This window comes from Bradyrhizobium elkanii WSM2783 (genome assembly GCF_000472865.1).
Lineage (GTDB): Bacteria > Pseudomonadota > Alphaproteobacteria > Rhizobiales > Xanthobacteraceae > Bradyrhizobium > Bradyrhizobium elkanii_A.
In genome coordinates, this window is record NZ_AXAP01000001.1 from 146,062 (window position 1) to 161,535 (window position 15,474).

General features: G+C 59.7%; 11 protein-coding genes. 1 reads left to right on the forward strand and 10 read right to left on the reverse strand.

Translation table 11 applies throughout. The annotated features are described in order from the left end of the window. Positions 1 to 200: 200 nt before the first annotated feature. The 7 genes from YY7_RS0100630 to YY7_RS0100675 form a co-directional block, all read right to left on the reverse strand. Entirely contained in the window at positions 201 to 1,259 is a 1,059-nt protein-coding gene (locus YY7_RS0100630; RefSeq protein WP_028161536.1) for an HAD family hydrolase, read from the reverse strand. Between the two features lie 228 nt (positions 1,260 to 1,487). Further along, entirely contained in the window at positions 1,488 to 3,152 is a 1,665-nt protein-coding gene (locus YY7_RS0100640; protein WP_155254976.1) for an arylsulfatase, read from the reverse strand. Positions 3,153 to 3,543: 391 nt separating this feature from the next. Next, complete coding sequence (locus tag YY7_RS57640) at positions 3,544 to 4,488, reverse strand: helix-turn-helix transcriptional regulator (protein WP_155254977.1); 945 nt, start codon at positions 4,486 to 4,488, stop codon at positions 3,544 to 3,546. Positions 4,489 to 4,771: 283 nt separating this feature from the next. Next, on the reverse strand, positions 4,772 to 5,515 hold the full coding sequence (locus tag YY7_RS0100650) for a S1 family peptidase (protein WP_028161539.1): 744 nt from the start codon (positions 5,513 to 5,515) through the stop codon (positions 4,772 to 4,774). A gap of 166 nt (positions 5,516 to 5,681) precedes the next feature. After that, positions 5,682 to 6,548: an AraC family transcriptional regulator gene (locus YY7_RS57645; RefSeq protein ID WP_196237195.1), complete on the reverse strand. Its 867-nt coding sequence runs from the start codon at positions 6,546 to 6,548 to the stop codon at positions 5,682 to 5,684. A gap of 161 nt (positions 6,549 to 6,709) precedes the next feature. Further along, the gene (locus YY7_RS57650; RefSeq protein ID WP_080663506.1) at positions 6,710 to 7,717 is read right to left on the reverse strand and encodes an AraC family transcriptional regulator; all 1,008 of its coding nucleotides are present in this window, start codon (positions 7,715 to 7,717) and stop codon (positions 6,710 to 6,712) included. Between the two features lie 843 nt (positions 7,718 to 8,560). After that, positions 8,561 to 8,851 (reverse strand): hypothetical protein, encoded by a 291-nt coding sequence (locus YY7_RS0100675; RefSeq protein WP_155254978.1) that lies wholly within the window; start codon positions 8,849 to 8,851, stop codon positions 8,561 to 8,563. A gap of 659 nt (positions 8,852 to 9,510) precedes the next feature. Here YY7_RS0100675 and YY7_RS0100680 point away from each other — a divergent pair. Then, the gene (locus tag YY7_RS0100680; RefSeq protein WP_028161544.1) at positions 9,511 to 11,115 is read left to right on the forward strand and encodes a porin; all 1,605 of its coding nucleotides are present in this window, start codon (positions 9,511 to 9,513) and stop codon (positions 11,113 to 11,115) included. A 120-nt stretch (positions 11,116 to 11,235) separates the two neighbouring features. On the opposite strand, the gene YY7_RS0100685 is transcribed toward YY7_RS0100680, so the two are convergent. The 3 genes from YY7_RS0100685 to YY7_RS0100695 all read right to left on the reverse strand — a co-directional run bounded on the left by YY7_RS0100685 (position 11,236) and on the right by YY7_RS0100695 (position 15,442). Beyond that, positions 11,236 to 11,706, reverse strand: coding sequence for a MarR family winged helix-turn-helix transcriptional regulator (locus tag YY7_RS0100685; protein WP_051396411.1), 471 nt, complete (start codon positions 11,704 to 11,706; stop codon positions 11,236 to 11,238). Positions 11,707 to 11,840: 134 nt separating this feature from the next. Next, positions 11,841 to 13,289, reverse strand: a complete 1,449-nt coding sequence (locus YY7_RS0100690) for a PepSY domain-containing protein (RefSeq protein ID WP_028161546.1) — start codon at positions 13,287 to 13,289, stop codon at positions 11,841 to 11,843. Between the two features lie 2 nt (positions 13,290 to 13,291). After that, a complete protein-coding gene (locus YY7_RS0100695; protein WP_245287138.1) occupies positions 13,292 to 15,442 on the reverse strand; it encodes a TonB-dependent receptor in 2,151 nt (716 codons plus the stop codon). Positions 15,443 to 15,474: the final 32 nt, after the last annotated feature.

Here is a 15,474-nt window from a genome sequence, read left to right on the forward strand (position 1 = left end):
GCGGCGCGCGTCGGTGACCGCTGGTTCCTATCTGCTCTGTTGTCGCTGCGCGCCACGAATTGCTATCCGCTGCAGGCTAAGGGCGAATTCCAGCAAATCCTCCGGCGCTGTCCCAAGCTATGCAGATTCGGCAAAATGTTTGTCGCTGCCTTGCCGGCTGAGCCGGTCCATCACCTGCCGCGCTCCCTTCAGAATCGGTACTACCGCTCGAACGGAAACACTCGCTTCCAATCGTTTTTCATGCTGATCACCGTCCAGCCGTCCTTCCTGGCCTCGTCATAGAGCGCGGGCGTGAAAGTGCCGACCTTGGTGTCCGGCAGACCTTGTGCCGGGCCGTAGGCGTATTCGCGGGCGGCATCGTCATGCAGCACCAGCATCTTCAGACGCGCGCCAGTACCCGCACCGGTCCACTCCAGCATCTCGCGATCGCCCGTCGAGTTGCCGAACGCCGCATACGGCCGGCGCCCGATCATGAGGTGAATCCCTTCCGGTTTGCCGGCGTTGTCGTCGTTCAGGATAAGCTTAGGCTCCTTGGTCAAAAACGGCTTGCCGTCCTTGCCGTAGCCGTATTTCGTTCCGCCCGCGGTACCGACGACCTGCTCAGGTGGGATGCCATAGACCTGTTCGGCGTATACACGGACGAAATCCTGCCCTCCACCTGTCACGATAAAGGTCTTGAAACCATTATCACGCAGGAATTGCAGGACTTCGAGCATCGGCTGATAGACGAGCTCGGTGTAGGGGCGCTTCCAGCGTGGATCCCGCGCGGTCGCGATCCACTGCTTCGCTTCGGCCTTGAACTCCTCCACCGACATCCCCGTCAGCGTCGCAGCCAGGATCTCCTCCAGGTCCCTCAAGGAAAGCCTGGCGATCGCCTCCCGATCGCCCGAGAGCACGGTCTTGAACGGCGCGACGTCCTTGAGCTCCGGCTTTTTCTCGACCACCGCCGGGACGCGCTCCAGGCAGTAGAGCACTTGCGTGTACATCGGATGCTCGACCCAGAGCGTGCCGTCCTGGTCAAAGACGGCAATTCGATTCTCCGGTGGCACGTGGTTCGGGCTCGCGGTGTCGGTCGTGACGCGCACGAAGTCGAGGATCGCCTGTTTCGCGGCCCCATCGTTCCATGAAGGTAATGGAGCCTGCGACGTTGTTTGCGCCAATGCCGGGATCGTCAGGAGCGGACTGGACAAGGCAGGCAACAGCGTCAAGATCGAAATCAGAACGCGGCGGTTCGTGCGATAGTGCAAGAGAGCCTGCATGATCGTCTCCTAATTCTGCGCCATGATCGCTTGCGCTGGCACGAGCAGGAAGGCGTGTTCGATGAACCAGCGCACGTCGTCGCCGGACTCGTGCTGAGCCCGCTCGAACGGATCGGAGCGAAGGTTGAATATTCTGGGCAGGCGTAGAAGCCATCTTTCGCTCTAACTGTCGTGTGCAGACGCCCCGTAGGGCGTCTGCCTGTTCACATCGCGCTCGCTTCATGCAGCTTAGTCGCTCGCTGCGCGGGAATTGGCCTTCTTGACCTCGTCCAGGATCCCGCTGAGGTTGTAGCTCTCCGGTGCTTGCAACGGCGGGAACTTCTCGTACGTCAGAAGGTGCTGCAGCCATAACTGCTGACCGATCGGCAGCATGTTCCAGTCGTACTGGAAGGCAGTCGCCGGGCCGCCGAGCGTGCCGCCCAGGCTCATCGCCGATTTCTGGTCGATGCCGACATTCTGCTCGAAGGGATCACGCTTGATGTTCTGGACCAGCGTGAAATGGAACGGGATCAGCGGCATGATCCAGCCGGCCGGCCCGGGCTGTGACATCGTGTAATACATCTTCCAGTTCTTGTAGCGCACCGCCGACGGCGTCGCGCCCGAGAAATAGAAGAAGAAGTCGCGCGCGGACTTTTCGGACTTGCCCTCGAGGTAGTCGCGCTGGTTGACGCCGTCGAGGGTGGTCTTGACGATGCCGGGATACCTCCCTGCCTCGATCTGCTGCTTCAGCTCGTCGCCCTTGGGTCCGCCGGCGATGTCGACCAGGGTGGGCATCCAGTCTAGGGCGGCGAAAAGCTGGTTCTTCACCGTGCCCGGTTTGATGACGCCCGGCCATTTGATGACCATCGGCGCGCGGTAGCCGCCTTCCCACGCCTCGCCCTTCTGCCCCTTGAACGGCGTGATGCCGCCGTCCGGGAAACTGATCTGCTCGGCACCATTGTCAGTGGTGAACACGACGATCGTATTGTCGGCCTGACCCATGTCGTCGAGCTTCTTGAGGACGAGGCCGATGTTGTCGTCCATTTGCTTCATGCCGGCTTCGTTGACGCCCCAGTCCTTGCCGCCGCGCTCGCCCTCCATGGCCTCGTATTTCGGCGGCAGCACGGTCACGACGTGCATGCGGGCCGGGTTGTACCAGACGAAGAACGGCTTATTGGTCTTCTTGGGGTCGTTACGGTCGAGGAAGCTGATGACCTTTTCCGAGATCTCCTCGTCCACCGTCTTCGATCGTTCCAGGGTCAGCGGACCCTCGTCGCTGCACATCTGGTTCTTACTGGTGCCGTCCGAAGATTTGCACGACAGGATATTGCGCGGGGGCGTTAGACAGATCGTCGTCTTGGGATCCACCGCGCCGGGCACTTCCGGCACGCCGGGGATCGGCGTGTTCTTGCACGGCGGCGCAACGGTCTGCTGGAGCGCGGTCTTGTTGATGTCGGGGAAGCTCACGCCCTGCATGGCGTCGAGGTGATAGAGGTAGCCCCAATATTCCTGGAAACCGTGTGCCGTCGGCAGGGCGTCGGTGTGGTCGCCGAGATGGTTCCTGCCGAATTCGCCGGTGGTGTAGCCGAGATCGAACAGGAACTGGGCCAGAGCCGGCGTGCCGGGCCGCAGGTAGGACGGGCTCCCCGGGAGCTGTGGCGGGATCATGCCAGTGCGCAGCGGATACATGCCAGTGAAGAACGCATTGCGGCCGGAAGTGCAGCTCTGCATGGCGACGTAGTCCATGAAGATGGCACCCTCGTTGCCGATGCGATCGATATTAGGCGTTTCTCCCACCATCAGGCCGGGGTGATAGATGCTTGGCTGCATCCATCCGATATCGTCGCCCATGATGAAGAGGATGTTGGGTTTTTGTCCCTGCTGGGCGGAGGCAGGAATGCTTGCCACTGTCATGACGGCGCACGCCAAGACAAGAGCGCCCGAAATTGGTCGGAACAAGCTCATGGTTGCTTCCTTAGTTGGCGGCTGCCGAAAGCCCCGGAGCCGCAGCCTTCGCCCACCTCCACCCGCCGACCAACTTGCCTTTGCCGGTTCATGCGAGATCGCAACCGGCAATCGGTCGGACGCTTTGCGACGGCAAATTGGGCGAAAGGCCCTGAATGCGCTATGCACATTCGGCAGATTGAGGGCGTGACGGAAAGCGGTACACCAAAGCGCGTTGCCGCCGTTCCGCAGCGACCAGGCCCGCAGTCCTCAATCGGCACAAAAGATTGAAAGCCTCGCCTACGAGGCTGAGGCTAGTGTTGGCTTCGCAGGGCTGACTATGCGCTTTCGGCGGATCAGATCACGGATCGCGTTGCAGCGTGACGGAAGGCGACTCTCCGAAGGTGGTGCGATACGTCACCGCAAAGCGCCCAAGCTCCTGGAATTGATGATTTCGCGCGACCTCCGCGACGGTTGCTATCGAAGGATCGGCGCGTCGCAGTGCCGAACGAGCCTGGTTCAATCGCCGCAACAAGATATATCGTGCGGGGCTTACGCCGAGGAACTCCGCGCAACACATCCGCAGGCTGCGCTCCGGCACGCCGATCTCGGCACAAAGCGCAGGCATTTTGAGTCTTTGATCGATGCGTTTGCTTAGGCCATCTTCGAGTCGATGCATGACGGCAGTGTGATGGTGTCTTGTCTTGGAGTTATTGTTGTCGATGTCGTCGGCGGTCAGACAATTGATGATCGCGTGGAGCAATTCCTGCTCCAGCGCTCTTGCCAGCTCGGGGCGCTCGACCAATTTCCGTCCAGCCTCTGCAAGGTAGCAAGCTTCTCTGAAGAGAAGACGAAATCTTGATATATCCGCGCGAGCAGGGTGGAGCATTCTGCTCACGGGCGGCGGCGCGATTTCCCGTCCAGTCAAGGCTTTGCTGCAAGTCCCGAATTGGTCCGGCGATAGGGCTATCAAGCCCCATTGGGATGCGCCGTAGGATCGCTGATGGGTGCTCTCGCCGCGACCGTGCAAAACCATGTCGCCGTTCCGCAAGACGAGCCCATCGGACACGAGGGACGCGGTACCCAGCGGAAAAGAAAGGAATATCCGTTCGGGGGGCAGCGAAATATATGCGATGCGCGGAAGGATTTCCCGGCACCGACACAATTCGAGATGGTTCAATCTCAACCGTGTTAGCCGTGCCTCGAAATCGCCGGCACCCGTTATCGTTAGATTGATACGGACATCGCCGAATCCTGCGGCATAGCCGTCAGCGTCGCCAAACGTGAGTGTCGCGCCTTCTGCCATTTGCGCCGTCCCGTCGGACCGGTGCACGGTCCGGTCTCATCGAGGGAGGCAGCATCAAGCAGTCGGCCGCTGTCGGCTATGCGGGTTCGGAAGGTCGATGGCAGGGGTGGAATGTGAAGAATATGCAAATCCGGCAAGCCGGCCGATAATCTCGACCAGGTGCTGCGACCATAGGTGTCCCCTCAGTGGAAAGACCGTCCGCGGGCGGTCTTTCGTAGTTGGCGGAGCAATTGTGGCCGGATGCCCATTTTGTGGCGACACTGACGATGCGATAACCCGGCTCTCATCTCGTCTCGGCAAATTCTTCCAACGCCTGGACCGGCACGGATGCGACGTTGGGCATTCCCCATGCTGTCGAAGTCCTGATCTGCCGGTGGGCCCACCCAACGTTCTGGGTAAACACGTGGCTCAGGACCGCCGTAACGCGACCTCCGCAATCAAGAACCGGTGCTCCCGATGCACCGTGATCGATGATAAGGCGATTCTCGCCCTCATACATTTCAAGGAGTGCCATGCCCGACAGCTTCCCGCCGTCTCCAAATCGAACGAACCGTCCTCCGACGAGTTGCGGGCGGCCTGCCCCATAGGCAAGGGCCACGACCTGCTCTTCCGGAACGAGTGGCTCGTGGCGGATCGCCGCACACTGGGCGTTGAGAACGGCGCGCCCGAGTTCGATTACGGCCAGCTTTTCCATCTGCCCTCCAGCCAGGCGCAGGATGCGGGCGGCGATGAATTGACTGTCGTTCCCGTCCACGATCTCAAGCGACTTCCAGTCCTGCGTCGATAGCTCCATGCCGGCGGTGACGTGTTCAGCGGTGACGATCGTTGTTGGTGACAGGAACCAACCGGTGCCTCGCACGCCGACGAGGCCCCGATGCGACTCGCGCTCCGCGTCATCGAAATGCCTGAAGATGCTGACGGCTGAGTGCGCAACCTGTGTGGGATCGACGCAAGCCGCAGAAATCCGCTGCGTATTTGCGAGCAGAACGAAAACAACGAGTGCCCCGTAAAAAATGCGTTTGCGCATTCCAAAGGGCCTCCTTCTCCCCTCTTGCAGGGGAGACCGAAGCCTGCAAGAGAGCAATAGAGCTCACCGCCTTACCCGGAGGTTTTCCGAAATTTAGCGATTTTCCGCGCGTAGTGGCATGATTTTGTCGCAGACGACCGCGCGTTTGCGATTACGCGCACCGGGTTCAGGCGAGGCCGGGCCCGGCGAAAGCAAGGGTTGATGGGCGGTCGAGCCGAACCCTCGGGTCCGCCGGCGGGCGCCGCAAGGTGCACGAGGGCGTTTCTCCGAAGAACATTCGGTAGGCAACTGAAAAGCGCCCCAGTTCCCAAAAGCCGTGGTCGGCCACGATTTGCGTGACAGTTGCCGTTGATGGGTCCGACCTCAAGAGCGCCCGCCGCACAAGGTGCATTCGGCGCAAGGTGAGATAACGGATCGGTCCCATGCCAAAATGTTCCTCACAGGAGGCGCGAAGAGTGCGTTCGGCGACACCAATCGCCGCGCAGATTTCCGTGAGATAAAGTGGGCGGTCGGGATTGGCCTCCAAAAATTCCTCGAACCGCGTGACGATCGCGTCATGGCGACGGCCGCCCATGCTCGTTTCCAGCACGACGCCTTCCGCGAGGCACCGGACCATGACATGCACCAGTTCGCTCTCGAGGGCACGAAGCACTTCCGGTATTGCGAGTACATCGGGGGTTTCATGGGCGAGTTGTCCGACCACCTTGTGCAGCTTCAGCAGCCGCGACATCAACGCAGGATTCGGGTGAATGCTACGCTCATCCAGCCGCTTGCTGAAACCACCGCCAGCTATCGCTTCGACCGCGACGTCGAATTCATCGATCGGGAGAGACATCGCCCCTAAATGATAATCATGGCCGGATCGATGATGTGCAACGTCAGTTCTGTTAATGATGATGTCACCAGGCAAGACGTCTTGGCCACAGTGCTGTAGCGGGGACGAATTGGATTCGGTGAGAAAGATGATCGATCGCCGGTCGGGTCTGCACGCAACGTTGCTGATTTGCGGCAAAGATACAGTGAAATGCTGCATCCAAAGTCTGGTCATGCCGATCTGTGTAATCTCGGCCCAAAAATCTCCCTTCGTTGTAGGGAGTATCTCGACATCAGTCGCTTGAACGGCCGCCTGACAGGGAAACGGATCGGTAAATCTGAGAACTCTTGCCCACGACATTGTATTAGTCCCTGTCTGGCTCAAGCTGCCCGCAAGTTTGTGGCTGCAAGCGATGTTGGGCGATTGGGACGCGTTTCCGGCAGCTCGACCGATCGCCGCAAGGTATGCGATGGCGACTCGCCAAACAGTGCGTGGTAGGCAACCGAAAAGCGGCCGAGTTCCCAAAAACCGTGGTCGGTGACAATCTGGGTGACGGTTCTCTTTGAATGGTCCGAGCCCAGGAGCGCGCGGTGTACGAGGTGCATTCGGCGCAGGGCGAGATAACGGATCGGCCCCATTCCTAAATGCTCTTCGCAGGAGGCGCGGAGCGTGCGCTCCGCGACGCCAATCGCAGCGCAGATTTCCGCAAGATAAAGCGGCCGGTCGGGATTGGCCTCCAGGAATTCCTCAAATCGTGCGACGATGGTGTCGTGACGACGGCTACCGGTTCTCGACTCTACAGCGGCGCCTTCGGCAAGGCACCTCACCATGACATAAGTGAGTTCATTCTCGAGTGCCCGCCCCACTTCCGGGATTTCGAGAACATCCGGCATGTCATGAGCGAGCAGCCCAATGCTCTTGTGCAGTTTCAGCAGTCGGAGCATCGCCGCGGAATGCGGGCGGACAATTCGATTCTGCGGCATTTCGACAAACTCGCGACCGAGTACTGCCTCGGCAGCAGCATCAAAGTCATCAGCCGCAAGAGAGATCGTGCCATAGTGGAGGTTTGCGCCAGATCGTTGATGTACGACGTCGGACCTGTTTACGACGAGATCGCTGGCCAAGACCTCCAGGCCACAATGCAGGAAGGCCGACCCATTGGGTTCGGTAAGAAAGCCAATTGATCTGCGGCCTGGACTGATTGCGAGGGTGTTAACCTGCGGAAGCGACACTTGATATCGTTGTACTAAAAGCCTGTTTATGCCGATCTGCGCAATTTCGGCATGAAAGCTTCCTTTCGCCGTCGGAAAAAGTTCTATGTCCGCGGACCAAGTAACTGCCTTGCACTGTGACGGATCAGATAAATTAAAAACTCTACTCCACGCCATTTCTGTTCTCTCCCGAAAACAGAGCTACTAATCACTCGGGACAACTAAGCTTACAGCAAGGAGAACACTGGGAATCGGGAAGAGCGATTTCGGTCGCAAAAGAAGAGCGGGCAACGCCATCAAGTCGACTCGAGATCCGAGGCGAGCCGAGATCTCGGTTGTATTGTAGGACCAGTATTACCTGTGGGCAACTGCTCGAATACTTGGAACAAAACACATATTGGTGTCTGCAGGTCGATGATAGCCGTACGCCGATGACGCAGCGTCACTCGAGCTATAGCAACTGCTTGAGACGACGGCGGTCGCAAGAGCGTGCACGGCAAGTGCTTGTGCATTGCTTGCAGCACTCATCGACGATCCGCCGGACTTGCGTGAGTATCTCGCGGTCGGGGACATTTCGGCGGTCCAAGCGCAAATGGATGCAGATGAGACCGATCCTCGGCGAGGGGTGTGTTTACCTTCGGAGTCCGTTTCTACGGATGCACGAGTAATAGGCGTCTGCGCCAACAGCGTTCCCTTCGGCAGTAGCAGCGGGATTAGCAGAAGCCATGCCCACTTGGGATCTTGCCGCCTCATTGGCCTGCCTGAAGCACTCAGCGCGTATGGCCCGAGTCCTATCCATCTGTTGTCCTGTTTGTGCCGATGATGAGATTGCAAGGAATGGAAGTATGGCGACTGCCAACAGTGTTCGCATGTTCAGCATATTTTCCTCCTTGAAGACGTTGGATAGCAGCGTAGCGCGGGTCTCGATCCGATCGGGGCGGGCGTTACGACAATCCGAAAGGTGCTCGGCTCGCCCACGCGCGCCAAGGCCGCCCGCAATAAAGGGAAGAACGGCAAGAACTACATATTGACGTAGATCAATGGCGTGGACCGGGTGATGTGTCCTGCAACGCTAGCTAGAGTGCCTGCGTTGCTGCGTTGCGGACCATTTTGCACCATGGGATGCGGGCGAAGCCAGCGATGTCCAGCCGCTTCGGTGACCGCGGCCGTGGTGGCAATGGCGAAGCGGCCAGCTGATTTTGCCCACATGCGTTCGTTCGAACTCTGGGCGGCGAGAGCGTCCGCCTCGCGGATTCGCGCCTCACCGGCGCCGCGCTTTCCGGCGGCGCGTTCGGCCAAGATCTTGGTCAAACGCCTGCGTCTTCGTCAGCCCCTTCGCGGGCGCTTTACGATCGCCGCCGGAAGGGGGGTGGATGACGTTCCGGGGCCATGCCAGAGATAACAGATCCGCAAACAGGCGTGAACATACAGAGGCTTGGTAAGGTTTTGGCGGGTCTGCGAGGCATGGGTCCAGCGCGACCGGCAATCAATGGATCGGCGACATCTAAGGGAAGAATGATTCTTCCCGATGACTCTCCTGCGGGGATCATTTCGCGCCAGCGTAAACCTCCCCGCGCACGCGCGATCGAGTTCCCTTCTGATGAGTGCCTAAATTTCAGTCGGGCGTCGAGGAGAAATAAGTCAATTATTTCAGTATGTTGGTCGATCACGCACACTCACGTGGCCGTGATATTTGTGCAACATGCGTCCGAAAAGAAGCGGAGGTACCTGCGGACACCTCTCTCTCTTGTTGCGCCTTTGGAGACCTTCGTTTCTTATGGAACAGCGACGGAGGGGGGCATCCCGAAGTCGTCCCGTTCTTGGTGGTTCGCTTAAGTCCCTCGCGTTTTCGCGGGAGTCCGAAAGCGCGAAGCGGCTTGACGGGTTTTGGGGGGACTAGGGAACCAGCTTCAGGGTGTTTGCCCGGCGGATCCGCAGCTCTTCCTTACAGAGCAACTTGGAGGTTTAACATGAAGATGGTTAAGAGCCTTATCCTCGGCTCAGCGGCGGGTCTGCTCGCCATGGGCGGGGCACAGGCGGCCGATCTTCCCGTCAAGGCCAAAGCGGTCGAGTACGTGAGGATCTGTTCGCTTTACGGCGCCGGTTTCTGGTATATCCCCGGCACCGACACCTGCATGAAGATCGGTGGCTACCTGCGTGTCGACACCACGTTCAACGGCGGCATCTACAACGCGCCAGCCTGGAGCGGTGATGCGGGTCAAACTAACCGCTATCAAGACTACTTCTCCGCCCGCTCCCGTATGGCGCTGACGGTCGATACCCGCACAGCAACGGAATATGGCGTCGTCCGCACCTTCGGTCAGGCCGACTTCCAGTTCTCGACGCTCGGCAACAACACCTACAACCCGAACTCGATCAACCAGAGCCTGCCGGTCGCAAGCGCCAACCTGCTTGACACTCCCGGCGGCGGCTATGTCGCGGTCGAATTCGTGTTCATCCAGTTCGCGGGCTTCACCTTCGGTAAGTCGGCTTCGGCCTTCGCGACGCCGTGGCATGGTTATCCGGGCAACAACTCGTCCTTCCTGCTCGGCGGTCATGACACCGTCACCGGCGTGAACAACATCCAGTACACCGCGCAGTTCGGCAACGGCATCTCGGGCACCATCGGCCTTGATGATCCGACCGTCTTCGACCGCACCGTCGTGGCCAACCTGACCGTGCCGCTCACGTCACAGGGCGCTGTCGCCAACGCCTATGCCGGTGTGCATGCGCCGGACGTCGTCGGTAACATCCGCATCGATCAGGCTTGGGGTCTGTTCCAGATTTCGGCTTCGGCACATGAAGTCAACGGCTCCTACAACGTCCTGAATACGGTCGGTGCTCCCGCTGGTGCCACCGGTCTGCCGGGTGCGGCGCCGACCAACCTCTCGGAACTCTCCGGTCACCCCGACACCAAGTGGGGTGGTGCGGTGATGGCTGCGTTGCAGATCAAGAACATCCCGACCGGCCCCGGCGACGACTTCAAGATCGATGCCACCTTTGCCAAAGGTAACACCAAGCAGGTGATCTCGACGTCGGCGACATCACCTAACCCCTTCACGATCTTCGGTGGCGCCAATAATTTCGGCTCCTTCGGAAGCATCGGCTTCGGGGCGGTGACTGACGGAGTGTGGGCACCGGCCGGCCTTGCGGGCCCGTTGTTTGGTGCTGATGGGAAAATCCATCTGACGACAGCATGGGGCGTCCGTGGTGCGTATAACCACAACTGGGATCCTTACTGGTCGAGCAGCTTGTTCGGCAGCTACTCGGCGGTCAGCTACGATAACACGGCAAAATTCTTCGTCTGCTCCACCTTCACTGCTGCCCGCCTCTCGGCGCTCAGTGCCGACTTTAGCTGTAACCCCGACTTCAATGTCTCGCAGCTCGGTACGATCACCCGCTGGACCCCGGTCAAGAATCTGACGTTCTCGGCCGAATTCATGTGGTTCCATCTCGACCAGAAGTTCACTGGCTCCGCTATCCTTACCCCATCGGCGCCGATGCCGACCGCTCGGTACGACTTCAGGGACCAGGATACGTACAGCTTGAACGTCCGCGTTCAGCGCAACTTCTGATCCACGCGTCAAAGGAATCTTAATCAAGGCCCCCGGCAAGCGATTGCCGGGGGTTTCTGTTTGCGCGACAAGGCTTTTAGTATGTGGGGCAGTGAGGACGTGGCCTCGGATTAGACTGCGCTACGAAGATAGCGGGGCCTTTTCGGCCGCAGCCTTTTCAAGCTGATGGTTCAAACCGGCGAGCCTGTCGATCACCCGATCGAGTTCGGGGTGCCCAAACTCAGCCAGAATCAGTTCATGCAGCGCATCTTGCTCAGACGACAGCATCGCCAGATGCGAGTAGGCAGCTTCTGTCAAAGAGAGAGTTGCTAGCTGAGTGTTCGAGGAGGGGGACTTCCGTTGAAGCAGACCCGCTCTCTCCAGCAGATTCAATTGCCTCACGACAAAAGATGTATTCACCTGCAGCGCCTTCGCTATGGCCTCGACGGAGACACCATCGCGTCCGTCTAACTCGGCCAAGGCAACAATAATGATCCACTGAGCATCGGTTATGCCTAGATGCCGCGCCCAGTAGTGGCGAATGGCCTCCAGACGACTGACCATTGCGGTGACTTCCGAAATGAACCTGCGGCTCGCCTCGTAGTTTCTCATGGAAACCTGCCGACGTGAAATCTCCGCGTGTACAGATACTGATCTCGCGCTCAGGTTTTGTAAAGGAGATTCGGCTTGCCTTCTGCGGCCTTTGTCCTGATCTCTTGGCTGTCACCGCGCGCCGGACATTGTCCCTACGATCGCAGTCGCCGCCAGCCTATGACGATGCCGCTAGTCGATACGATCATTCCAATGAGCGACAGGAGCAGGACCACAATATCCCACGCTGGGCGATGACGCAGCAGCGGTAGAAAATCGAGACTGTGCAGCGCATTGAACAGCCAGCGATACGCCCGGCGGCTGTTGTCGACGCGGCCGAGAATATCGCCATTGCGCGGATCAATGTAGAACCAGCTCTCAGCCGCGTCGTCGAAGCCCACGCGCAACACCGGCAGAGGCCGCTCATTGTGATGCGAATACCAATAATCATCGAACTGCTGGAGGCGCAGGCGCGCCGTCATCGCGGCGTTTGGCAACAAGCTATTCGCCGCTGAGAAAATCTCGTCGTCGGAAAGCACCTTCGTGGCGCCGCTTGCCGGATCGGCAACAGTCTGATGGCCGTCGCGGTCGGTGAGCACCATCAGCGGATGGCCGCCGAGCCAGACAAAGCGAGCTTCGACCGCTCCGAGCGGAGGCATCGACTGGAAGGCTGCGACAATCCGCGGCGCATCATGCCCAGCATATCGGACCGCCATCTCCCGGCTCGGGCCTCGGCCTGCAAAATACTCGCCCGGATTAAGCGACAGCCAACCGCTGAATGTCCACGTCAGGACGAAGATGCCGCCGATCAATCCGGCGATGTGATGCCAGGCCATCCACTCCCGATAAGGCGTGACGCTGCTCCGGGCATAACGCTGGCGCAATCGGAGCCGTAGAATGCCGATCCAGAAGCCAGTGACTGCCACCACAAGGCAGATTCCGGATATCCAGAGCACCACTTGCCGCCACGTGCGGCCGTCCCGGCGGAGGACCGTGGGATAGAACCAGTGTGGGATCGAGCCTAGCCAATTCCAGATCCGCTCACGTCGCGTAGTGTCGAGCGCCAGTTCACCGGTCTTCGCCGAGACATAGAGCTCGGTTCCGGCTTCATCTCCTAGCGACACCAGGAGGAGCGGCCGCAAGGGATCATAGCGCGCCGTGACACTCCATTGATCGCGTTCGATTGTGCCAATCAGTCTTGGATGCACGGCATTCGGATGATGGCGGGCGATCGCCAGCGCCTGTTCGGTCGTGATGTCCTCGATCGGATGACCGTCCGTTGCCGATATGGTCTTGCGTGCGCCATTCCAGTCCAGCAGCCGATAGACGGGGATATCGTTCAGCGTGACGAGGCGAAGATCGCGCGGATAGTTCGCAACACCGGCGATGGCCATGGCCCGATCGGGCGCCACGAGCACGCGGTCCCAGGCGATCGGTGGCAGCGCCGCCCAGCGCTCGCGATCGGTCAACTGCGGGAACGCCACGTACATCATGACGATGCCCGAGACGAACCACATCGCAAACAGCAGACAGGTCGCGATGCCGATCCAGCGATGGGTGATGTAAAGCCACCGCCGTCCTCTCCGGATCAAAGCGCGGCGCATGATCAGAACTTCACGTTGACGGACACTTCTGCCGTGCGCGGCATGCCGAGCAACCATTGCCCGGAAGGGGCGGACGTGGCGTAGACAGTGTCGAAGAGATTGTAGAGGCGAAGCGCCACCGTGGTTTGCCCGTCAGGCTTCCAGCGCAGTCCGCCGTTGACCACGGTGTAGGCGGGGCGAAGCTGGGTATTGGCATTATCGGAGAACGTTTGCCCTACGATCTGCACGCCGCCGTAGACGGACCAGTTCGGCGCGAAGTCCCAGGTCAGCCACACGTTCGATACCTGCTGCGGCACATTCGTCGGAACGTTGCCGGCGTAGCTGACGAGTTTGCCGCCCACCACCTGGCTGAAGTTGTCGTACCGGGCCCGCAGCACCGCGAGATTGGCATCGACGCGCCAACCATCATTCAGTGCCAGGCCGATCGATGCTTCGATCCCGCGCGACGATTGCTGGCCGACTTGCAACGCCAGGCCACCAGGATTGTTGGGATCCGGGACCAGCAGGTTGTTCTTGACGATTTCGTAACCTGCCAGCGTCCATTCACCACGGCCGCCCCAGAATGATTGCTTGACCCCGACCTCGGTTTGCTTGCCCGTGGCAAGCTGGAAGGTTTTCTGCGTGGCCGACAGCGAGATGAGATTGGTGACGGGATCAACGGCTGTCGCATATTGTCCGTAAAAGGCGAGGTTCGAGACGGGCGTGTAGACCACGCCGGTTCGCCAGCTCGTACCCGACAGCGAGATATCGAAATTATTCGCTGGTGTCCTGTAATCGGTACGGTCGACATCCGGCCGGTCGAACCTGATGCCGCTTACAACGGACAACTGATCGGTTAGCGACAGCCGGTCCTCGGCAAACAACGCATATTGATTGACGATCGCATTGTAGCCGGGCGTGGTTCGCGTCGTGGAGGTCGCAAAAGACCCCATGTCGCCGGCATAGGGACTAACCGAAGATGCGCCGCCATAGGGCGAATTGTTGGTGTGGGTAAAATCGATCCGGTTGACGTCGAAGCCCGCAACGAACTCGTTGGCGAAGCCCAGCAGATGACCACGAAACGTTGCGTCCATCCGGTTACCGACCTGAGCCTGGTCGTGGAAGATCTCGATGTAGCTGGTTCGGTCGATCAACCGTGTTGCAGGATTCCAACTATAGTTCTCGACATCACGCCAATGCCGACGGCTGGTCAGGTAGTAGAGTGTGTTCTGGACCTTGACTCCTTTCGTCACGTCCCACTCGGTCTTGAACTGGCTCCAGTTATCCTGATAGCGGATCGCGCTGTCGAGGACGTTGTAGTTCTTGAACCGCAACGTGTCGTCGATCCCGCCGTTGATCAGCGGTGTGCCGAAATAGCGCGAGGGGCTTCGATTGCCGTAGTCGTTCGAGAGTGTGAAAGCGAGGTTTTCGGCGGCCTGGACCCGCACTGCGGCGGAGACCGCAACATTCGACGTCTCGTCGCGATCAACCCAGCCGTTCGACATGTTGCCGACGGCATTGACGCGATAGGATACGTTCGGATTGATCGGGCCGCCGCTATCCACCGCAATGCGTCGCGTCGTGTTGGTGTCGAGCGATATCTCGGCATCGTTGTAGGGCGTCGTGACCGGTTTCTTGGGGATCACACTGATGATCCCACCAATTGCGCCTTCCCCGTACAGAACGGAGGCTGGCCCGCGCATGACCTCGATGCGATCCGCCGACCACGTATCGAATGGAAAGGTCACGGTTCCTGCGCCAACATAGAGGCGAGTGCCATCATATAGCGTCATCACCGAATTGCTTCCGGTGAAGCCGCGCGTGCTGAACGAGAGGCCGCCATTGCCCGGCGCCGGGCTCGCGGTAAAGCCCACTGCGTTCTGGGTGACCGCGTCCGTGACATTATGCTGGCCGCGTTCTGCGATGGTCTGCGACGTAATCGTTTCGACGCTGGCGGGCGTCTGCAGCGGAGTGAGGTTGAGGCGGCTGCCACTCGCGTTCTGCTTGTTCAGGTTTAGCGTCGGAGATGGCGTGTCGGACGTTGCGGTCGAGGGCGTGGTGCTTCGCGCCGCCGGGCTCCGGCTCGACTGAGACTGCGCAGGTCGCGCTGCGGAAGTTGAACGCTGATGATTGAGACGCTTTGCCGCAGGCTTTTGCGGCTGGATAACGCTCACCGGAGGCAAGACATGGGACGTCTCAGGCTGCT

Bases quoted from the DNA above. Each gene is read 5' to 3' on its own strand.
- YY7_RS0100685 (WP_051396411.1), bottom strand. From the start codon at position 11,706: ATGAGAAACTACGAGGCGAGCCGCAGGTTCATTTCGGAAGTCACCGCA.
- YY7_RS57645 (WP_196237195.1), bottom strand. From the start codon at position 6,548: ATGCAGCATTTCACTGTATCTTTGCCGCAAATCAGCAACGTTGCGTGC.
- YY7_RS0100650 (WP_028161539.1), bottom strand. From the start codon at position 5,515: ATGCGCAAACGCATTTTTTACGGGGCACTCGTTGTTTTCGTTCTGCTC.
- YY7_RS0100630 (WP_028161536.1), bottom strand. From the start codon at position 1,259: ATGCAGGCTCTCTTGCACTATCGCACGAACCGCCGCGTTCTGATTTCG.
- YY7_RS57640 (WP_155254977.1), bottom strand. From the start codon at position 4,488: ATGGCAGAAGGCGCGACACTCACGTTTGGCGACGCTGACGGCTATGCC.
- YY7_RS0100640 (WP_155254976.1), bottom strand. From the start codon at position 3,152: ATGACAGTGGCAAGCATTCCTGCCTCCGCCCAGCAGGGACAAAAACCC.
- YY7_RS57650 (WP_080663506.1), bottom strand. From the start codon at position 7,717: ATGGCGTGGAGTAGAGTTTTTAATTTATCTGATCCGTCACAGTGCAAG.
- YY7_RS0100690 (WP_028161546.1), bottom strand. From the start codon at position 13,289: ATGCGCCGCGCTTTGATCCGGAGAGGACGGCGGTGGCTTTACATCACC.
- YY7_RS0100680 (WP_028161544.1), top strand. From the start codon at position 9,511: ATGAAGATGGTTAAGAGCCTTATCCTCGGCTCAGCGGCGGGTCTGCTC.